Source organism: Microcoleus sp. Pol17C6 (assembly GCF_036701145.1).
Lineage (GTDB): Bacteria > Cyanobacteriota > Cyanobacteriia > Cyanobacteriales > Microcoleaceae > Microcoleus.
The window spans coordinates 1-19669 of record NZ_JAUBQH010000037.1 but is presented as its reverse complement, the minus strand read 5'-3'; the positions used below and the strand labels follow the sequence as shown (position 1 = coordinate 19669).

At 44.0% G+C, this 19669-nt stretch carries 18 protein-coding genes; 8 read left to right on the top strand and 10 right to left on the bottom strand.

Annotated elements, in window-relative coordinates; genetic code table 11:
• Window positions 1–168: 168 nt before the first annotated feature.
• Entirely contained in the window at window positions 169–2091 is a 1923-nt protein-coding gene (locus QUA25_RS18670; protein WP_333040382.1) for an ABC-F family ATP-binding cassette domain-containing protein, read from the bottom strand.
• A 298-nt stretch (window positions 2092–2389) separates the two neighbouring features.
• Here QUA25_RS18670 and QUA25_RS18665 point away from each other — a divergent pair, with 298 nt between their 5' ends.
• Window positions 2390–3733 (top strand): RNA-directed DNA polymerase, encoded by a 1344-nt coding sequence (locus QUA25_RS18665; RefSeq protein WP_333040380.1) that lies wholly within the window; start codon window positions 2390–2392, stop codon window positions 3731–3733.
• Window positions 3734–3976: 243 nt separating this feature from the next.
• Here the strand turns inward: QUA25_RS18665 and QUA25_RS18660 are convergent, their stop codons facing one another.
• Together QUA25_RS18660 and QUA25_RS18655 are read right to left on the bottom strand one after the other, a co-directional pair.
• Window positions 3977–4306, bottom strand: coding sequence for a helix-turn-helix transcriptional regulator (locus QUA25_RS18660; RefSeq protein WP_333040378.1), 330 nt, complete (start codon window positions 4304–4306; stop codon window positions 3977–3979).
• Entirely contained in the window at window positions 4299–4688 is a 390-nt protein-coding gene (locus QUA25_RS18655) for a type II toxin-antitoxin system RelE/ParE family toxin (RefSeq protein ID WP_333040376.1), read from the bottom strand. The genes QUA25_RS18660 and QUA25_RS18655 overlap by 8 nt, the downstream gene beginning before the upstream one ends.
• Before the next feature lie 341 nt (window positions 4689–5029).
• On the opposite strand from QUA25_RS18655, the gene QUA25_RS18650 reads away from it, so the two are divergent.
• The gene (locus QUA25_RS18650) at window positions 5030–5662 is read left to right on the top strand and encodes a TMEM175 family protein (protein ID WP_333040374.1); all 633 of its coding nucleotides are present in this window, start codon (window positions 5030–5032) and stop codon (window positions 5660–5662) included.
• 313 nt (window positions 5663–5975) lie between these two features.
• On the opposite strand, the gene QUA25_RS18645 is transcribed toward QUA25_RS18650, so the two are convergent.
• On the bottom strand, window positions 5976–6077 hold the full coding sequence (locus tag QUA25_RS18645; protein ID WP_333040430.1) for a helix-turn-helix transcriptional regulator: 102 nt from the start codon (window positions 6075–6077) through the stop codon (window positions 5976–5978).
• A gap of 482 nt (window positions 6078–6559) precedes the next feature.
• On the opposite strand from QUA25_RS18645, the gene QUA25_RS18640 reads away from it, so the two are divergent.
• Complete coding sequence (locus QUA25_RS18640; RefSeq protein WP_333040373.1) at window positions 6560–6931, top strand: DUF4342 domain-containing protein; 372 nt, start codon at window positions 6560–6562, stop codon at window positions 6929–6931.
• Between the two features lie 213 nt (window positions 6932–7144).
• Here the strand turns inward: QUA25_RS18640 and QUA25_RS18635 are convergent, their stop codons facing one another.
• From QUA25_RS18635 to QUA25_RS18620, 4 genes are all read right to left on the bottom strand, one after another.
• Window positions 7145–8476 carry a serine hydrolase gene (locus QUA25_RS18635; protein WP_333040371.1) on the bottom strand — a complete coding sequence of 444 codons (1332 nt, stop codon included), beginning with the start codon at window positions 8474–8476 and terminating at the stop codon, window positions 7145–7147.
• Window positions 8477–8597: 121 nt separating this feature from the next.
• Window positions 8598–8738 carry a hypothetical protein gene (locus QUA25_RS18630; RefSeq protein WP_333040369.1) on the bottom strand — a complete coding sequence of 47 codons (141 nt, stop codon included), beginning with the start codon at window positions 8736–8738 and terminating at the stop codon, window positions 8598–8600.
• Between the two features lie 29 nt (window positions 8739–8767).
• Entirely contained in the window at window positions 8768–9100 is a 333-nt protein-coding gene (locus QUA25_RS18625; protein WP_006633666.1) for a hypothetical protein, read from the bottom strand.
• A gap of 31 nt (window positions 9101–9131) precedes the next feature.
• Window positions 9132–9305 carry a hypothetical protein gene (locus QUA25_RS18620; protein WP_333040368.1) on the bottom strand — a complete coding sequence of 58 codons (174 nt, stop codon included), beginning with the start codon at window positions 9303–9305 and terminating at the stop codon, window positions 9132–9134.
• A 276-nt stretch (window positions 9306–9581) separates the two neighbouring features.
• Here QUA25_RS18620 and QUA25_RS18615 point away from each other — a divergent pair, with 276 nt between their 5' ends.
• Both QUA25_RS18615 and QUA25_RS18610 read left to right on the top strand, forming a co-directional pair.
• Window positions 9582–11447, top strand: a complete 1866-nt coding sequence (locus QUA25_RS18615; RefSeq protein ID WP_333040367.1) for an AAA-like domain-containing protein — start codon at window positions 9582–9584, stop codon at window positions 11445–11447.
• Window positions 11448–11901: 454 nt separating this feature from the next.
• Window positions 11902–12501 carry a Uma2 family endonuclease gene (locus QUA25_RS18610; protein ID WP_333040365.1) on the top strand — a complete coding sequence of 200 codons (600 nt, stop codon included), beginning with the start codon at window positions 11902–11904 and terminating at the stop codon, window positions 12499–12501.
• Between the two features lie 13 nt (window positions 12502–12514).
• Here the strand turns inward: QUA25_RS18610 and QUA25_RS18605 are convergent, their stop codons facing one another.
• Window positions 12515–13273 carry a 5-formyltetrahydrofolate cyclo-ligase gene (locus tag QUA25_RS18605; protein WP_333040364.1) on the bottom strand — a complete coding sequence of 253 codons (759 nt, stop codon included), beginning with the start codon at window positions 13271–13273 and terminating at the stop codon, window positions 12515–12517.
• Window positions 13274–13390: 117 nt separating this feature from the next.
• On the opposite strand from QUA25_RS18605, the gene QUA25_RS18600 reads away from it, so the two are divergent.
• The gene (locus tag QUA25_RS18600; RefSeq protein ID WP_333040362.1) at window positions 13391–16192 is read left to right on the top strand and encodes an AAA-like domain-containing protein; all 2802 of its coding nucleotides are present in this window, start codon (window positions 13391–13393) and stop codon (window positions 16190–16192) included.
• Between the two features lie 72 nt (window positions 16193–16264).
• Here the strand turns inward: QUA25_RS18600 and QUA25_RS18595 are convergent, their stop codons facing one another.
• Window positions 16265–16729 carry a COP23 domain-containing protein gene (locus QUA25_RS18595; protein WP_333040361.1) on the bottom strand — a complete coding sequence of 155 codons (465 nt, stop codon included), beginning with the start codon at window positions 16727–16729 and terminating at the stop codon, window positions 16265–16267.
• A gap of 345 nt (window positions 16730–17074) precedes the next feature.
• Between QUA25_RS18595 and QUA25_RS18590 the strand changes: the two genes are divergently transcribed.
• Window positions 17075–17572, top strand: coding sequence for an HNH endonuclease (locus QUA25_RS18590; RefSeq protein ID WP_006633674.1), 498 nt, complete (start codon window positions 17075–17077; stop codon window positions 17570–17572).
• A gap of 238 nt (window positions 17573–17810) precedes the next feature.
• Window positions 17811–19085 (top strand): bifunctional oligoribonuclease/PAP phosphatase NrnA, encoded by a 1275-nt coding sequence (locus QUA25_RS18585; RefSeq protein WP_333040359.1) that lies wholly within the window; start codon window positions 17811–17813, stop codon window positions 19083–19085.
• Window positions 19086–19669: the final 584 nt, after the last annotated feature.

Here is a 19669-nt window from a genome sequence, read left to right as displayed (position 1 = left end):
AGCACTATTCCTAAGATTTTTTTTACAATACTATTTTTGATACAAAAAGGAAAAAATATTGAAATTTGTTAATATATATTTGTTTCAGCATGAGATTTTTTAACTCATAATTCCTCTAGCTCCTGTCATTGTGAGCAGGAGCTAAAGACAACGCTCGGACAACCCAAATTAACCCACCCGTTCCGCCAATTCCAACCAGCGCTCAGTGGCCCGATCGATATCCTGCGTCAACTGAGCCAAACGATCCGATAACTTCTTCATCTCTGCAAACCCGCTAGGAGCATTGTTAGACAAAATCTTCTCAATCTCTTCTTTTTCAGCTTCCATCTGCGGAATCTTACTTTCTAATTGTTCGTATTCCCGCTTATCATTGAAGGATATTTTGGTAGATTTTTGAGTGGAAGTAGGGGATTTTGAATTGTTAGATTCAGCGATCCGCGTAAGCTTTTCTTTTTCTTTTTGGCCTTGGACTTCCTTAGCTTCTTCCGCTTTCTTATAGTCTAAATACACCGAATAATTGCCGGGATACAAGCGCAAATTGCCGCCCGGTTCCAAGGCGAAAACCATGTCGATCGTGCGATCGAGAAAATAGCGATCGTGCGACACCACAATCACGCAGCCGTTAAAATCTTCGAGATAATCCTCCAAAACCGCCAAAGTCTGCACGTCCAGGTCGTTTGTCGGTTCGTCCAAAATCAGCACGTTCGGCGCACTCATCAGCACTTTCAACAGAAATAACCGGCGCTTTTCCCCGCCAGAAAGTTTGTTGATCGGTGCATACTGTTGGTTAGGTGGAAACAGAAACTTCTCCAACATTTGAGAAGCGGTAATTATTTCTCCATCCGCCGTTTGCACCAATTCCGCGACACTTTTCAGGTATTCGATGACTCGCTGGTCTTCGTTGGGCGTCAAATCCTCTGAATGCTGGTCAAAATAACCGATATGAATGGTTGTCCCAATTTCTACAGTACCCGAATCCGGCTGAATGCGTCCGGTGATGATATCCATCAGTGTCGATTTTCCCGCACCGTTGCAGCCAATAATTCCTATCCGGTCTTCGGGTGTGAAATTGTAGGTAAAATCTTTAATTAAAGTGCGATCGCCATAGGCTTTACAGATATTCAATAACTCAATTACCTTTTTACCAATCCGGCGGCCCGCTGTTGCAATTTCGACTTTGCCGTTGGCTGTTTTGAACTCCTGGGCTCGCATATCTTTAATGCGATCGATCCGAGCTTTTTGCTTGGTACTGCGCGCCTTCGGCCCGCGTTTTAGCCATTCCAATTCGCGCCGCAATACACCCGCGTGTTTGCGAACACTGCTGGCGGCGGATTCTTCAGCTAGTGCTTTTTTCTCCAAGTAATAAGCGTAATTGCCAGCATAATTGTAAAGGTCGCCGCGATCGATCTCTAGGATGCGATTGGTAACGCGATCGAGAAAATAGCGATCGTGCGTAATCAGCAGCAAAGCACCGCGATAGCCGTTCAAATAGTTTTGCAACCACTCCACAGACAGCGCATCCAAGTGGTTTGTCGGTTCATCCATCAGCAACACATCGGGCTCGGACAACAAAGCCGTTGCTAAGGCAATTCGCTTGCGGTAGCCGCCCGACAAGTCGGCAATTTTCGCATCAAAATCCTCAATCCCCAACTTTGTCAAAATCAATTTTGCCTTCGTTTCCAAGTCCCACGCATCCACCTCATCGATGCGTTCAGACACTGCAGACAGACGCGCCATCAACTTGTCTGTATCGCCTTTGCCGTGGGACAATTGAGCGGAAATTTCCTCGTATTCGCGCACTAAAGCCATTTGTTCGCCACTGTCGGCAAATACTTGCTCTAACACAGTGTGATTTTCGTCTAAATCCGGCTGTTGGGGCAGATAGACAATTGTAGACCCTGGATTGACCCAGCGATCGCCAGAGTCGATCGACTCCAAGCCTGCAATCATTTTCAGCAGGGTTGATTTGCCGGAACCGTTGGTGCCGATGAGTCCGACTTTATCGCCTTCATCGAGGCTGAAGCTGGCATCTGTCAATAGTTCCTTGATGCCGAAGTCTTTTTTGATCGATCGCAGAGTAAAAATAGTCATGAGTATAGAAAGTCATTTACCTGACTTAGTTTAACGCAAGTTCGATCAAGTCCGGTTGCATCGGTATTGTCTGTCGTTATAATGAAACTTCTTCAAGACAAGGACGAACTCAATTTTTCCGACTATTTAAATCTTGATAAATGGGTGAACTTTGACTGAAGCGCGATCGCGAGTAGGGATTGACAAACAAAAACCGTATGCGGTAAAATACCGATGCTATATTATTTATGGATAAATAATCAGAATATTTTAATCCGACCATCAGGCTGTTAGCGAGAGGCTTATTTATAGATGTTACATGATTAGCCAGACTGATTTCCTTAATCTATTTGCTGGGCGCTTCTGGGAAAAAATCATTGAGGAAACCTTAGTTCCATACTCATCGAGTAATAAACCCAAGAAGATAGAGACACTTCAAAAGCTACATGATGACATTACTCACCGACACTATTACCCTGGGCTTCCACGTGAGTATGTAGTTTTTGACAAGCACAATTGCGTCTCAAGAATAGTGCCAGTCTTTGATTTACGCGAAAACTGCACTTATTACTTTTGCATCAAACAGTTGGAAGAAGTTATTGCCATTAACCGGGTTGATGGAACATTTGGAGGTTGGAGCTTAGGCAATCCAATACGGAAAAGCGAAGAGAAAGAGTTAGAAAAATTGGCACCTCCGTCACCAATTCCGCAAAATAGTTACAACCCCTACAAGTGGTCAGAAAATTGGAAGGAATTTCAGAAACGTGCTTATCTTTATAGTCAAAATCCAAATCATTGTTTTTTCCTGAAGTTTGATATTGCCAATTTTTATGACACGATAAATCTTAGTCTTCTCGAAGATAAAATTAGATTAGCTACTACTTCAAAAGAAAATGCTTTTATAATTGATTTGCTTTTTCACTTTCTTAGAAATTGGAATCGTAGATTTGAAAGATACTCACAAAAATCTGTCGGAATACCTCAAGATGAAGTTGGTGACTGCTCTCGCATTCTAGCCAATTTTTATTTACAAGACTATGATGCTTTTATGAAAGCTGAGTGCGATAAGTATGATGCTTGTTACCTCAGATATTCTGACGATCAAATAATTATGGCTAAGAATGAGGAAAGTGCTTACGAAATTCTCTTTGAAGCCTCAAAGGAATTATTCAAAATTAATCTAAATATAAATTCTAGCAAGGTTGAGCCTTTCACCTCTCGCGATAAATATTATAAATATTGGGCGTTCGAGATTTTTGAGTTACTTGATGAACCTCAAGATATTGAGAAGGTTAATCAAGGCATAGAACTTTATTTCCACTGGCTTGAAAATAGAGTTAGCTTTAGACATGATTCTGTATTGCGACGAATAGTTAGCGTTGGTATTTCCATAGTAAAACCTCACTTGAAACATAAGCTAATGTCTGCACTTTATGAGCCGAAGTTTTTGATAGCCCAAGATTACTGGCTATTTAACAACGTGGCTCAGTGTCTACCAGATCGAGTGGATCTTTTCAAGATTTTGGATGAGCAGATACCAAAAGTTAGATTTAGCTCATTTCATTACACATTGTTAAAGTTTTACAAAAAGTATCGAAAACTTGACTTTCCCGAAACAGAAATTAGGAAACGTATTGATGAACTAACCCTAAGATTAAAGTAGTAGGACGATGAATATGCGGGGCTTCATCACTGCTTTTTTTCGTCTTCTGGTAGTAGCGGTGAGGTTGTTGATGAAGCCGTTAGCCTGCGTACTAAACAAAAGCTTGATCGCTAAATTCGATCGCTCCGGTTCTCGGTGTCATGCCCATAAATTGCCGAAACTATCTGCTGCGAATGGCTGTGGCTTTTGAACCCACACCAATACGGAAATGTCTATAATCGATCTGTCAGAGCTGGATTGTGCCTAGATAGCAATCACTCTTGTCTTAGCGTCTGAATCAGATTCAGGTTTTGCAATCACCCGAATCTCCACATCACTACCAAGGGCGTTTAAGAACCGGAACAGGCGATCGATTGAAAACTCAGATAGTTTGCCACGCAGCAAATCAGTGATTTTAGAGCGATCAATTCCAAGGCGTTTTGCTGCTTCGCTCGGAGTCAATTTTCTCACTGTAATTAGTGAACTAATTTGGCGAACAAGTTCCGCTTTAATCAATAATTCTGAAGAATTTGGCAACCCTAGATCGGCAAAAATATTGCCACTACTAGATCGCACCTTAATTTCATCAGTCATTTTTGCCCTCCTTTAGGAATTGTTTGTAGTATTCTTCATGATGCTCTTTGGCTCGTTTTAGTCGCGCTTCGATCAGTTCAATGTCTTGTTTGGGAGTGGCAATTCCATGCTTAGATTTCTTCTGAAACGCGTGTAAGACATACACAGCCCCCTCAAATCTGACTGTGTAAACCGAGCGGTAAGTGTCCCCGTCAAAGTTCTCAACAACTTCCAGAACTCCAGAACCTTTGAACCCTTTGAGCGGCTTCGCGTCTGGGTGCTTCTGACCAGACTGCGCTTGATACAGGGCATACCCTATGACCTGCTGAACTTCTTCAGGAAAGTCTTTCAAGTCATCCAGGGAACTGGCAATCCATTCAACAGGCTTTAGGGGTGGATTCATAATTATAATATACTATTATTGGCATCAATCGTCAAATTGATCAGAACATGAGGAACCATGTATGCAAACCGTAATTTTATAAATCTTGGAACAGTTATTAGATCATCAAACACACTATTGCGCTATGCGATAAATATGGCATGATTCACGAAGCCATGAAGATTTGGCCAGAGGAAGAGCTAAAAATTAATTGTATTGAACCTTTGGCAGAACTTGAAGACAACGAATGTCACACAACAAGAAAATTTCCCAACAACCAAAATCGTTAGCTTTATTTGTAAGTGCAACCGGGCGATCGGGGTATCACACAGCACTGCAACCGACCTTATGCTAAGTTATTTTTGGAATTAGGAGCGATCGCCAGCGCCAGCGCCAGCAAAAAAGGAGGAGCTACAAAAATGGGTAAAGGCAGGTTAGAAGCATTCAGCGATGGTGTAATCGCCATTCTCATCACCATTATGGTGCTGGAATTGAAAGTGCCCCATGAAGCTGATTTAGCTGCGCTGCGTCCGCTAGTTCCAGTATTTCTGAGCTATGTACTCAGTTTTATTTATCTTGGTATCTACTGGAACAACCACCATCACTTGTTACAGGCGGCTCGGCACGTCAATGGTAATGTGTTGTGGGCTAATTTGCATCTGCTGTTCTGGTTGTCACTCATTCCCTTTGTCACTGCCTGGACAGGCGAGAACCACTTCGCGGCCTGGCCAGTTGCGCTTTATGGCACAGTGCTGTTGTTGGCTGCGATCGCTTACTTCATTCTTACTCGTGTTCTTATTTCTCACCACGGTAAAGATTCCACTCTGGCAATCGCACTTGGGCGAGACTTTAAGGGTAAGGTATCAGTGGTCATTTATGCCGTAGCAATCCTGCTTTCCTTTGTGAACTCATGGTTGGCTTTCATGCTGTATGTTTTAGTTGCAATAATGTGGCTTATCCCCGATCGGCGTATTGAGAAAACTCTAAATTCGTGAAGAAGATTCCACAAAAAGCCATCCCAGCCAGCTAACACTTCGCTTTACCAATTAACAAATAACTATTCATCAAAACGGACTTTTTGTTGAACCCGGTCAAGGTCGTTCTTACTACTTTGGTCAAGACCTCTATACCTTCAAGGCAGTTGGTGAAGAAACAGGGGAAACCTATGCGCTTGGTGAGGTAATTGTTACACCTGGTGGCGGTACGCCGACCCATCGGCACAACCGAGAAAATGAATCATTTTATGTTCAAGCTCGAAAGTTTCAACAATTGCTTTGGCCGTTTTACCCGTTGGGCGAGCGAATATTCTTAGGGAGATGTGTCTATCAACTGCTTCAAAAGATGGCTGAAATGAAATTGACTCATGCCCAGCAATTGAGCTAAATCTGCAAGCTTAATATCTTGATTCAGATGTTCGTTGATGTAGTCGGTTTGCCTTCCAGATTTTATTGTAATTCGCCAGTGCGATCGCTATCTCTGGGGTGCTTTTGGGAACTGGCATTGCAAGACATAGGTCGATTGTGCCTAGATAGCAATCACTTTTGAAGTCATTGTAGAAATATAAAGTTTTAATTTTAATAATTTTCCCTGACTTTAGTTCGCTTGGTGTCCAACTTAAAAATCCAACACACAGCAGCTACCTTGACATGGCTAGCAGGACGCACCTTACTTGTATCTAGAGACGGGTTGTTTCAACAATATTTTCTCTATCTTTAGGAATAGATATACCCGCCCCGATCTAACCAGACAAAAATAAAGTTTTGAGTAAAAAGGCAGGGGGGGAAAGTACGAATGCAGATTGTAGGGTTTCCTTGCCTGTCATTGCCAAGTGCGATCGCCGAAGATAAGAGTATAGAAATTAAACGGCTGGTTTTCACCCGCCCTTACACAAAATGAACTCACAAATAGAACAACAAGTAACGATTCTACAAGACGAAACAGCAGCGGCAGGAAATTCAGCCAACCCAACAGTTGAAACTCCGTTATACACCTCAGAATTTGCAACAGAGGAAAAAGTGAGAGTAGAAGAATTTAAGATTAGCGCCGACAGTTTAATTGGCAAAGTCAAAGAACTAATTCAGCAAGGAAAACTCCGCCGCCTCGTCATCAAAAACTCGCAAGGGCGGACTTTGGCAGACATTCCGCTGATGGCGGGATTGGTGGGCGGCGTTGCCGGATCAGTAGTCTTTCCAATTGCTGCTGTACTTGCTACAGTTGGGGCAGTTGCGGCTCATTTGACTGTCGCTGTCGAGCGCAAAGAATAAACCTCTTGCAAAAATCCTTTTCCTCAATTGATGGGACGGGCTCTCCGGCCCATCCCACAAGAAAAAATAACTCTTGTGGGATGGGCCGGAGAGCCCGTCCTAATTATTTTTGCAAGAGGTCTAATAGTCATTAGTAATTAAAAATCTTCTCTTCAAGTCCGCGAAGGCGGACTTTGTTTGTTTAGTAGCGATTTCAATCGCCGAATTGTCTGATCAACGCAAATTATCCGGTACTCTCGCCGCAGATTGGTCTAAGTAATTGTAAACAATCCGCGAAATCCGACGCACAAAATCTCTCACAATCGGGTCATTGTAAGGACGTTTGACAAAAATTGCGGCTAAATAACGCTTGCCGTTGGGCATATCAATAATTCCCGCATCGCCAACCACAAACCCGATATCTCCAGTTTTGTCAGCAATAACTGCGCCGGGGCCCAAACCGGAAGGCAAAAGCGTTCTAGTTGTTGTGTGCCGCAGTAATTCTAAAGCTTGTTCCCGACTCGATTCAGAAACTAATTTATCGCGAGATAGCATCGCCAGCAGCTTTACCATATCCACAGAACTTGTGGTATTTGTTCCTTGAAAATCGCCGAGCCAATTGCGAATTTTGGTATCAGTTAATCCCCAACTGCGAAAACGCTCGTTGACTTTAGCAATTCCCCCCAAACGTTCAATAATCATGTTGGTGGCTGTATTGTCGCTGATGGTAATCATTTTATCTACGGTTTCTCTGATGCTAAACCGAGTGTTATTTGGTCTGTCTTGCATAGTTCCAGAACCGCTGGCCACTAAGTTGGACTTCATAACTAATGTTTCGTCTAGGCTAATTTTGCCGGCGTCTACATCTTGATAAAAAGCAATCAGAATTGGTAATTTGATGGTACTCGCGGCCGGAAATACTCGATCGCCCTTAATATCCAAATAGTTTCCTGTATCTAAATCCAGAAAAAACATTCCGGCGCTCAGGGATCTATACTGTTCGATCGCACTTTGGATTTGAGGCTTAATTGCGGTCATTTCCGAGCCTGTTGACATTCCCAAATCAGCGGAATAGTTTCTCTGATTTCCTGGTGAAACAGTTTCCGGAACTCGATCGGTTGTTTGTTCTATCCGAGTAATGGCTGTTGGTTGGAAAGACTCGTTGCCCGCTATTTGCTCTGGATTCGGCCACTGAAACGACCAGCGAGTCGCAGATTGTCTAATCACTCGGACTGTTTGCGGATCTAACTTATAACCAGGAGTTAATTGTATCACTAACCTGGTAGTTTGGGTGTCAAACTGTCCCACTCTAATTTGTTGAATAGCTGAGTTGTAGCTTTGAGGAGTTTCGGGATATTCCAAGACTATTCCCGGCAAATCTATTACTAAGCGCGTGGGATTTACAATTAGTTTAACTTGGGGCTGAACTCCTGAATCTGTGGTTAAATTGAGCTGATTTCCCCTAGGATCGAAGTGCCAAGATGTTAGTGTATCAGCTTTTGCGGGCAGGGCGATCGAGAAAAGGCTAAGGGCGGCCGGCAACAGCCATCGCAGTTTTAGAGTCATGTTTGAAGAGAAATAGTTTAACGGCTGCAGCCAGAAAGCGACTGGAAAAACGTTATCAACCGCTTTCGAGACGAAGCACCTAGCATCATACAGTCAACTCTTGCCCGCAGCCGTAATGTTTTTATTTTCTTTGGGAGTATTCCGTTTCCGGCACTCCTATCAAATCCGGTTCTATTACCCCTTTTTGTTCCAGTATCGCGCAGGCCGACAAAACTTTGTACGCTGGCGGATTCTCTTGGCAGAATTCTTGTTTTGCAGGCACAAATTTTATTCACCTGAGATGAATTCAAGTTAGGCGACTTCTCGATTTCTAGCATCTTCGAGCGAGTCGATAGCGGCTTTTAGAAACACTTTTCCTTTAGCAACAAATCGGCGATCGCTCAAAGGATCGTAAGCTTCCCAATTACCGCTAACTTCGCGATCGCGCCACAAAAACCAGCAGCGGTAGATTTCCCCGCTATCTATATCATCGCACAAAGCCAGCCAATCATCCCCCGTGAGAGCGCTGGCATCTAATGCTACCAATTCCACCCATGCAAGTGCAGTGCAGGCATCGATCGCCTCAGCATCAACGGAGTCAGATTTTGTAGCTATAGGTTGCGGCGAACACAGTGTAGACTTCATAATTTCTCCTTAATTAAATGAATGAATTTGCCTATTTATGAAACTGACCCGGTACGCCAAGTGGAAAAACTGTGTTTTGATAAATTTCTGGTTCATCAAATTTACCAGCGGCTGATGCTTCTGTTAAATTATTAAGTGTATTAATTGTGAAAATGGCGGCGGTTCCCAAAGCGGCCATTGCCAGTCTGTGTAAGATTTTGCTCATTTGGCTGCTCCTTTTTTGCTTGGTGTATCTACTCTAAAAAGTTAAGTGGTGATTAGTGGCGGAGATTGGGGAGTTAAGAAAAACTTTTTCTCCTCAAATATATTCAACTGTTGAAGCCGTTATCAGGACAGAGTTTGAGGAGTCGATCGCCCCAAAAACCTCTCCAAGTAAAATCCCTTAAATTCCGGCTGGCTGATTATCTTCCTTAAAATCGCCCAAAATAGGAACTTAAGGCGTTAAAATTTCTAAATTCGTTCCCCTTTCACTGCAAGCGAAGTGCTCAAGTCAAAACGTGATCGCGGTCGCATTCTCACTGCCTCTGGCTTAAAGAAACTTAACGAGGCGCTCCAAGAATGGTCTGACCGAAATAACATTAGAGGTACTCTGACTGAAATCGAGGCTGAATCTGGCGTTGGTGCCGATACAGTCAGCAAAATTAAGCAGGGTAGAGAAGGTGCGGATTTGAGTAAAATTCGACAGTTGTTCGCGGCTTTTGAAATGACTCTGGCTGCTAGCGACCACCGATCGGCTAAACTTGAGGAACGGGAAAATTTAGACGAGCTGGACAATTCGCCGGCAGCGGAAGATACAGCCAGCAGCAGAATTGTTAAAGTATTTGTCAGTTATCGCAGCGCCGAACCCGATCGCGAGTTAGGAAAACAGTTAGAAATAGCCTTAAGCGCGATCGGTCATACAGTTTTTACAGCAGAAAATAACATTAGATTGGGAGATAATTGGTTCGACCGCATTAATTTGTTCCTTCAAGAATGCGATTATTTGCTGATACTTTTGCCGCCAACCGGAAATCAAAGCGAACTGCTAACATATCAAGTTCAGCAAGCAAAAGAACTGCAAGACTCCCGCCCAGACAGAAAACCAATAATTCTCCCCATCCGCGTCGGCTTTCCCCTGAACGCGCCTCTAAATCACGACTTGCGGGGCTATCTGTACCGCATCAAACAGAGGGAATGGAAAACCACCGCCGACACTCCAATTATTATCGAAGAGGTTCTGAATTTACTAGCAGAACAACCCGCACCCGTCATAGAAGAAACGGAAGATTTAACACAAAAACAGCTATTAGAAATTAGCAGCGACGAAATACCTCTACCCGCCGCCGAACCTGAATTACCGGGAGGACAAGTCGATGTCGCTTCTCAATTTTATGTAGAACGCCCGCCCATCGAAGAACGCTGCTATCAAACTATTGTGCAGCCCAGCGCGTTAATTAGAATCAAAGCACCGAGACAAATGGGCAAAACTTCCTTGATGGCCCGAATTTTGCATCACGGAGCTCGTCAAGGCTATTGCACAGTGCCGCTAACTTTTCAGTTAGTAGATAAAGCCGTATTCGCCAATTTAGATAAATTCTTAAAGTGGTTTTGCGCTTACGTCGGTCGCGAGTTGCACTTACCCAATCAATTAGACGATTATTGGGACGAGATTTTTGGCAGCAAAGTCAACTGCAAAGATTACTTTGAAAAATACATTTTACCGCAAATCGACAGTCCTTTAATTTTAGGATTAGACGAGATTGATCGCGTTTTCCAATATCCCGACATTGCCGAAGACTTTTTAGGGCTGCTGCGGGCGTGGCACGAAGAATCGAAGCGGCGCGACATCTGGAAAAAACTGCGATTGATTGTAGTTCACTCGACCGAAGTTTACATCCCGATGAACATCAATCAATCGCCTTTCAACGTCGGATTGCCCGTCGATTTACCGGAATTCAACCATCAACAAGTACAAGAGTTAGCAGCGCGGCACAACTTGAATTGGTCGGAGGCAGAAGTTGAGGAATTGATGGCAGTTGTCGGCGGACATCCGTATTTAGTGCGAGTTGCATTATATCACATTTCGCGATCGGGTTTGACACTCGATGAATTAAAAGAAACTGCGATCGCAGATGCGGGAATTTACAGCGACCATTTGCGCCGGCAGTTGTGGAATTTGGAAGAATATCCAGAGTTGGCCCAGGGGATGAGAGAGATTGTGACTGCGGACTCTCCGGTGCCATTAAAGGCGATGCAGGCTTTTAAGTTGGACAGTTTGGGGTTGGTGAGATTGCAGGGGAACGAGTGCGTGCCGAGGTGCGAACTGTACCGACAATATTTTCGATCGCACTTGAGTAAAATCGTATAATTAACATCTGGCACTTTTTTTAATTAATAGGTAAACCGCAGATTTAAGGCAGATGCAACAGATTTACGCAGATAATTTTAAGATAGGAGAGCCAATGAATGCCAGAGGTATAAGATTCAGAAAAATTAAGCATTTTTTTTGAATTTATCTGCGTTAATCAGCGTCAATCTGCCTTAAATCTGCGGTTGCTCTATTAATCAAAAAATTATGCCAGAGGTATAAAGTATTTAAACCAAATTTGGTATACAATGCAGTTAAATACTCTAACAATCATCAGGTAAACGCGACCAGTGAACGATATTTTTTTAATCACTTCCGATAATTGGCTGGATTGGATAACCGTGTTTGGTTATCTAGGTGTTACTGTTTTCATTATGTGGCGCGTGTTCACCACAAAGTAGATATATGTTAAAACTCGGTAAAATCATAACTAAATCAACTCCCACATACTGTTATGTCGCCTGTTGAAAGCGTCGCAGCAATTCCCAACGATCTGATTTTCCGCTTGAGCATCGAGCAGTATCATGCCATAATTCAAGCTGGAATTTTCACGGATGATGACTCTGTAGAATTGCTGGAAGGTTGGCTGGTTTTCAAAATGCCAAAAAATCCACCGCATCGAGTCACAACTCGTCTTGTCAGAACAGCTTTAGAGAATATTTTACCTGCGGGGTGGTATGTTGATTCCCAAGAACCGATCACGCTTTCCAACAGCGAACCCGAACCTGATCTAGTGGTTGTTCGAGGGGAGACGCGACAGTATCTCGATCGGCATCCGGGGGCTGAAGATATTGCCCTTATTATTGAAGTATCAGATACGACGCTTCAGCGCGATCGAACTGTAAAAAAACGGATTTATGCCCGCGCTGGAATTGCAATTTATTGGATTGTGAATCTTGTTGAAGGACTGGTTGAGGTGTACTCTCAACCTCTTGTTGAAGTTGAGCAGCCTGATTATAGTCAAAGGTTGGATTTCGGGCGATCGGCTGTTATACCGATTATTATTGAAGGGATAGAAATTGGGGCGATCGCTGTAGATGCTCTTTTGCCTTGATTTTGATTGAAAGCTATTGATTATTGGTTAATTGCTCTCTCAACTTTCGCAAAATTGGAATTTGTTCCAACTGTTCCGGCCGTATACTATCCCAGTCTAACCCTGTCGGACGCGGATAACTTGTATTAGTCTCAATTACCTCCTCAGCAGTAACAATCCTATTCAGCGCCCAATCGTGAGCTTGCATTGGTAAACGCGAATCTGCCACTATTTGCAAAGGATGCACTGTTGTGACAATTGGCGTATCGATTTGTACTAACCCGAATTCCTTCAACATAGCCAATTCCAAATCGGCAAATCCTGCACCTTTCCCGGTTCTTCCACCGCCCGGCCCTGCTGCTACGCAGCCGACTATTACTAAATCAATCGGCTCCATTTCTGCAAAACTTACTAATTTTCCGCACGTGAGTGCTTTGCGGGCGATCGCACTTTCGGCAATTGATAGATTTTGCCGCTGCAAATCCTCAGCAGTTAACTCTACAAAACAGCGCTCGTCTGTCAATCGCGGTACTGCCATATACAGGCGTTTTCCCTCCTGCAAAGCTCGCATCCGCACCGGAATTTGGGGCGAATCTGGATTGCACTTAATCGTTTTTGCTTGTTGCCATATTTGTAAAGTTGCCAATCTTTCTGCAGCCAACTGTGCACCGATAAAGTTTGGAATATGACCAAACGGATCGCCAATAGATGCGGCTTGCTGAATCAGCAAAGACCAAATTTCAGCTCTTAACTTGTCTTTGTCGTCGTTATATCCCGTCCAATCAGTTTTCATACTGTATTGTGTTACAATTTATCATACAGAATTATGCTTTAATACCGCCTCACTTCTTCAGTCTGCGAAGGCGGACTTTGTTTGTTTAGTAGTGGTTTCAACCGCCGAATAACTTATATGAATTTTACCACAAAGCCCAGTTACTATCAAGTCGGCGGCAGTCTCACCAATAACGCTCCCAATTATGTGAAGAGGCAAGCCGACGACGACCTTTATAACGGATTGAAGGCCGGGGAATTTTGCTATGTTTTGAATTCCCGGCAAATGGGCAAATCTAGCTTGCAGGTGCGGACAATTCAGCGGCTGAGAAATGAAGGAATTGCTTGTGCTGCGATCGACATTTCGGAAATTGGCAACCGCGGCGTCACTCCCGAACAGTGGTATGCTGGTTTGCTACGCATCCTCGAAAATAACTTTAACCTGTCGGATATTGTCAACGTGCGGACTTGGTGGCGCGATCGCAATTTTTTAACCCCGGTTCAAAGATTGAGCGAATTCATCGAAACCGTACTGTTACCCAACATTTCCAGCAATATTGTCATTTTTATTGACGAAATCGACAGCATTCTCGCCCTAGATTTTCCCGCCGACGATTTTTTAGCCTTAATTCGATCGTGCTACAACAAGCGCGCCAACAATTCAGAGTTCGATCGCCTAACTTGGGTCCTTTTAGGCGTAGCATCGCCGACAGATTTGTGCCGCGAGCAAAATGCCACCAGCAATACCCCTTTTAATATTGGCAAGGCGATCGAATTAACTGGTTTTGACGAAACAGAAGCTCAACCGCTAGCAGCGGGATTGGCAGAGCTTACAGACAGCCCTAATCAAGTTTTGAGGGAGGTTTTGTATTGGACGGGCGGGCAGCCGTTCCTGACTCAAAAGCTGTGCAAACTTCTGCTGGAAAATCCACAATTAATCCCGAATTTAGCCGCCCGTTGCCAAGAGGGGGAGGAAGATTCAGCCGCCCGTTGCCAAGAGGGGGAGGAAGAGGCAGCCGCCCGTTGTCAAGAGGGGGAAAAAGATAAAATTAACACTTCTAAAGAGTGGGTGGAGAAAGTAGTGCGCTTGAAAATCGTGGAGAATTGGGAAACTCAAGATGTGCCCGAACATTTGTCCACAATTCGCGATCGGCTTTTCAAAGAAAACCAGCGCATTGTCAGGAGACTGGGATTCTATCAGCAAATTTTAGAACAAACTGAAATTGTCCCCGATGGTAGTGCCGAACAAATGGAGTTGCGATTAAGCGGATTAATCGTTAAGCGGGGGGAAAAATTAACAATTTCTAATCCTATTTATGAAGCTGTATTTAACAAACAATTAATTGAAGAAAAATTAGAAAAACTCTCGCCTTACTCGGAAGCGATCAAACTCTGGCTAAATTCTAGCTGTGAAGATGATTCTCAACTGTTGCGAGGGGATGATTTGCAGTCAGCATTAGTTTGGGCGGCAGGAAAAAGTTTGAGAAACGAAGATTTTCAGTTTTTGACGGCCAGCCAGAAAGTTATTTTGAGCGACCAAAATCAACTGCTGCGTTCAGCTACACTCGAAACCAAAAAAGCTGTCTGTGATGCCGAAAAAGCTTGGAGTGAAGCTGACTCTGCCAAACAAAAAGCCAAACAGTGGATCGGCATCGGTTCTGCGGTACTGGCAGCATCGTTACTGACAGCGATCGGCTTTTCAACTCTCGCTTACCAGCGGTTTAAACTAGCACAAGCAAGTATTGAAATCGAACAAAATGGCAGCGATGCTTTATTGTTGGCTGTTTCTCAAAAAACAGAAAATAGCGAAGCTTTATCAGAAGCTTTACTGAGGGCGATCGCCTCTGGTAAAAAGTTAAAAACCTTGGTGATAAACAAACCGCGCCTAGAACAATATCCTGCGACTATACCGCTGTTAGCCTTACAAGTCATCCTCGATAAAATTAGCGAAAAAGAGCAGATTAAAACCTCATCTTTTCCACCAAGAAAGATGAAGTGGCACGCTCATATCGGTGCAGTTACAAGTGTCAACTTTAGCCCAAATCGGCCAATTTTAGTAACCGCAGGAATAGACGATACAGTTCGGATTTGGAACGTGTTCGGGCAAAAACTTGTTGAATGGAAAGCTTTGCAGCAGTCCGTTAATATGGTAAACTTTAGCCCTAACGGTAAGTTTTTAGCAACGGCAGGGAGAGACGGCACAGTTAAAATATGGAATTTATCAGGAAAAAATATTTCTACATTCAAAGAGATTTTAGGCTCAGTTACTAGCATCAGTTTTAGTCCCGACGGACTGTTGTTGGCGGCAGCAGGAATAGACAGCAATGCTGCAATTTGGAAATTGTCAAAACTGCCAAAATCAATATCGTCTAGCGTCGTGAAACTCCCTGGTCACAACGGCTTAGTGAGAAGCGTAACTTTTAGCCCAAACGGCGATTTTATAACGACTTTAGATGGCAACTCAACAGTGCGGATTTGGAATTGGTCGGGCAAGCTGAAAAAAACACTGCCTGTTCAAGCAATTGGGATCAGTTTCACTCCGGCTCAACACCCGTCTCGCTTTACTACAGTAACATTGAATGGCAAAGTTGGGCTGTGGAACCTGCCAGAAAAAGAATTAGTTAAGGAATTTCAAACCTTGCATTTTGATGCAAAATCAATTAGTTTTAGTCCCGACGGAGAACGGCTTGCTACCGTGGGAATTGACAAGACTGTACGGCTGTGGAATTTAGCGGGGCGGCAGGTTGCTCAATTTGAGTTCGAGGAGAATGTTGTTAGTGTCAGTTGGAGTCGAGACGGAAAGCAAATTGCTGTAGCTGGAAGCAACGGCACTGTCTGGTTGAGGCAGGTTGAAGGGTTAGAAGAATTGCTGAAGCAAAGCTGCAATTTTTTCACCACTCAACCGAAGTATTTTACCAGAGTTTCAACTATCTGCAAGTAGGGTGCATACATGACTTGAGCAAGTAGGACACGGCATTGCCATGTCCTACCCGTAGCTAATCAGTTATGACTATCAATTTACTTTAACAGGCGAAACACTTACATTAGGATTTGTAACTCTTTTTAAAAGTTCTTGTCTGGCTTGTTCTGGATTTTGACCTTTGGGTACTTGATATAATAATCTACAGGAACCATCTTGAGGATTAGCTGCACAAATAATTAGTTGACCGCTGGTCGATGCACCTGCTGTGACAATATTCTCCCAACTTCCTTGCGGTTGCGAGTTGTTGAGAATTCCTGAGACTCTGGTACACCGAGTAATCGCATCTTCTCCTGATTCATTGAAATAGTTATCAGCTAGCCACAAAATAACGGGAATATTTTTGCCTTGTTGGACAGCAATTGTAGCTGGGCGGCCGCCAGCAGCGCCGCAAAAGAATGAAGGCGCTTGGGCAAAGGCTGGACTGTTTGCTAAAATCGAACCAGCAAGGGCAATAATTGACGCGTTAAAAACAGACTTTAAGAGCCGAAATTTCATGAGCAGTAATAAGCTTTTTCATTTAAGGTTACTAATAGTCTAAAAAGTTAAGCTGTTTGTTGCCGGGAAGATTAGGCATTTAGAGAAAAAAATAAAATTTATTTTGCCAATTTTTGCCGATCGCACGCACTGGCCTCATCTACGCCAAAACTCAGGGAACAATGCTCGCTGAGAAACACGGACGGCAGAAAATAGGTGCAGCCACAGGGGGCGCAGGCGCAAAGGAATAGGGTAAAGGTGCGGTTTTTCAGCGTTTTTTGCTGAGCCTCGCTCTTGCTGAAGCCGTCCCACCTAAAGTGGAACCTGTGTTAACATCGAAAAAAATATTCTCTTTAATAATCAACAATGGGCAATGTTCTGGTGCTGAACGCCTCCTACGAACCCCTTAACATCACCAATTGGCGAAGGGCGGTAGTTTTGTTGCTGAAAGGAAAAGCAGAACAGGTAGAACACAACGGGAAATTTATTGCGCCAAACTTCCCGCTACCAACTGTGATCCGACTGCGGCATTATGTCCGAGTTCCCTATAAGGATATTCCGCTGACCCGCCGGAACATCTTGCACCGGGATGCACACTCTTGTCAATACTGCAGTTATACGGGGGACGATTTAACCCTCGATCATGTAATTCCCCGATCGCGCGGGGGAGGGGACAGTTGGGAAAACCTCGTCACCGCTTGCGTGCGCTGCAATGTCAATAAAGGCAGCCGCACGCCGAAAGAAGCGGGAATGTCGCTGCGCTATCCGCCTAGGAAACCTCACAGCGGTCTTTATTTTGAAGTCACTAAACACGTTAAGAGCGGTATGCACAAAGAATGGCAAAAATATGTAATAGGCCTTTAAAACCCCTGTCAGCGCAAGCGCGGGGGTTTTTTGCAGGAGTTATTAGTTATGAGATTGCTTGGTTCCTCGCAACACACACTCTCTGCATGATTTAAAAAAGTAAACAGAAAATTTACGCTCTTAAATCAGGTTTGTCGTAAAAAGTATGGGCTTTGACAAACAGGCATCTACAAAGAAGCCGGGTTTAGGATCGAATGTCGTGCAAATCCTGAAATAGTTAAATTGTTAATTTTCAACGATGAAAGACCATCTCCCTAACAATTCCGATGGAACATCCGGCAACCGCGAAGGTGAACTTGAGGCCAGCAGCGAGGCTGTACCCGGAGTGAGTGCGCCTGGGAAACGGCGCAGCAAACCCGAAGTTGCTTCTGAAGAGAATCGCGGCCGTCTCCGCGAGGAATTGCACGATCGCAAAGTCGAGCAATTGCGCCAAATGTTCGATCGGCACAAAGGCACTCGCCAGTTAATCTTGCTGCAAGATTTTCCAGATCCCGACGCACTTTCAAGCGCTTGGACTTACAAATTAATTGCCGAACAGTACGATATCCAATGCGAGATTATCTACGCCGGCGCCCTCAGCCACCAAGAAAACATTGCCTTAGTTAAATTGACAGGGTTGCCGTTGCAGCGGTGGACCCTGGAAACAGTAAAAACTAAGGATTTGTCGGTGTTTCAGGGCTGCGCTTTCATCGACAACCAAGGGACGACTTGTAGCTTAACCCAGTTTATTTTAGCCGCTGGAGTTCCGATCGCCGCCGTCATCGACCATCACAATTTGCAGGGGGAAATGAACGCAGAATTTATCGATTTGCGCCCTCAAATCCGCGCTACAGCCACGATTTTTGCCGAGTATTTACAGGCTGGACTTCTAACTCTCGATCCCAGCGTCAGTCTGCATATCAAATGTGCTACAGCTTTGATGCACGGTTTACGATCGGATACGATCGCCCTCAGACAAGCTCAGGAGGAAGACTTTTTAGCTGCGGCTTATTTGAGCCGGTTTTACGACCCGCAGTTGCTGAATGCGGTGTTGCAGTCGTCTCGTTCTAAGTGGGTGATGGATGCGATCGAGCGATCGCTCAAACACCGCACCGTCCAGAACAATTTTTCGATTGCCGGCATCGGCTACCTCCGCTATGACGATCGCGATTCTATTCCCCAAGCGGCGGACTTTTTAGTAACAGAAGAGAACGTACACACAGCCGTTGTCTACGCAATTGTTCACGACAAAGACGAAGAAATTGAAGTAGTAATTGGCTCGCTGCGAACTAATAAACTTACTCTCGACCCCGACGAATTCATTAAAGAAGCCTTCGGTCAAGATGCTCAAGGACGCTTTTTTGGTGGCGGCAGAAGTCAAGCAGGAGGTTTTGAAATTCCGGTGGGATTTCTTTCTGGTGGGAATGAGAAGAGCGATTATGCAAGGCTAAAATGGGAAGTATTTGATGCTCAAATTAAGCAAAAATTGCTTAATTTAATTAGTCCTAAAGATAATCCTGTTTACGACCATTAACTCGGGAGTTTCTAGGTGCGGTGTTGATTCCAGCAACCGTCTGGGAAGGCGATCGCTTTTCGACCTCCGGTTGCTACCAGGTTTTGCCGTATTTTTTTATCATTCCGAGCAAACTCTTAACTTGGCAATCAGTCCTGCCCGCACTCCAACTCTCATCAACCGGGTTTTTTAACTCTTATTGAGGGTTTTAACTCACGCCCAGTACACCTCTGTCATGAACAGGCTTTCCGGCCTGTTCCACAAAAATTAAATTTTCTTGTGGGGAGTAGGGGTTGGGCAGGAAAACCCGCGCATAAAAAGCTTATTGAAAATGGTGCAAGATGTCAGTTTGAACGAAGAAAAGGGGTTGAAAAACCCGGTTTATCCCTCCAGGACTAACAGTAATAAATTTTCTCCTATTGCCCAAAAATACACACCCAAGAAACCGGGTATTTTAACTATTGTCAAGGGATGCAACGAAGTATATTCGTCAAAAAACCAGGTATGGGGAAAAATTTAGTTTGCTTTATACCAATTTAATATGAAGCTGCATAGAATAGGGCTTCAAGAATAAACTTGTAAGATGACAACGAACTAATTTGCTC

What these genes read in the sequence shown, in the direction of transcription:
- QUA25_RS18670 (WP_333040382.1), bottom strand. Translation starts at nt 2,091, where the DNA reads ATGACTATTTTTACTCTGCGATCGATCAAAAAAGACTTCGGCATCAAG.
- QUA25_RS18665 (WP_333040380.1), top strand. Translation starts at nt 2,390, where the DNA reads ATGATTAGCCAGACTGATTTCCTTAATCTATTTGCTGGGCGCTTCTGG.
- QUA25_RS18660 (WP_333040378.1), bottom strand. Translation starts at nt 4,306, where the DNA reads ATGACTGATGAAATTAAGGTGCGATCTAGTAGTGGCAATATTTTTGCC.
- QUA25_RS18655 (WP_333040376.1), bottom strand. Translation starts at nt 4,688, where the DNA reads ATGAATCCACCCCTAAAGCCTGTTGAATGGATTGCCAGTTCCCTGGAT.
- QUA25_RS18640 (WP_333040373.1), top strand. Translation starts at nt 6,560, where the DNA reads ATGAACTCACAAATAGAACAACAAGTAACGATTCTACAAGACGAAACA.
- QUA25_RS18635 (WP_333040371.1), bottom strand. Translation starts at nt 8,476, where the DNA reads ATGACTCTAAAACTGCGATGGCTGTTGCCGGCCGCCCTTAGCCTTTTC.
- QUA25_RS18625 (WP_006633666.1), bottom strand. Translation starts at nt 9,100, where the DNA reads ATGAAGTCTACACTGTGTTCGCCGCAACCTATAGCTACAAAATCTGAC.
- QUA25_RS18620 (WP_333040368.1), bottom strand. Translation starts at nt 9,305, where the DNA reads ATGAGCAAAATCTTACACAGACTGGCAATGGCCGCTTTGGGAACCGCC.
- QUA25_RS18610 (WP_333040365.1), top strand. Translation starts at nt 11,902, where the DNA reads ATGTCGCCTGTTGAAAGCGTCGCAGCAATTCCCAACGATCTGATTTTC.
- QUA25_RS18605 (WP_333040364.1), bottom strand. Translation starts at nt 13,273, where the DNA reads ATGAAAACTGATTGGACGGGATATAACGACGACAAAGACAAGTTAAGA.
- QUA25_RS18600 (WP_333040362.1), top strand. Translation starts at nt 13,391, where the DNA reads ATGAATTTTACCACAAAGCCCAGTTACTATCAAGTCGGCGGCAGTCTC.
- QUA25_RS18595 (WP_333040361.1), bottom strand. Translation starts at nt 16,729, where the DNA reads ATGAAATTTCGGCTCTTAAAGTCTGTTTTTAACGCGTCAATTATTGCC.
- QUA25_RS18590 (WP_006633674.1), top strand. Translation starts at nt 17,075, where the DNA reads ATGGGCAATGTTCTGGTGCTGAACGCCTCCTACGAACCCCTTAACATC.
- QUA25_RS18585 (WP_333040359.1), top strand. Translation starts at nt 17,811, where the DNA reads ATGAAAGACCATCTCCCTAACAATTCCGATGGAACATCCGGCAACCGC.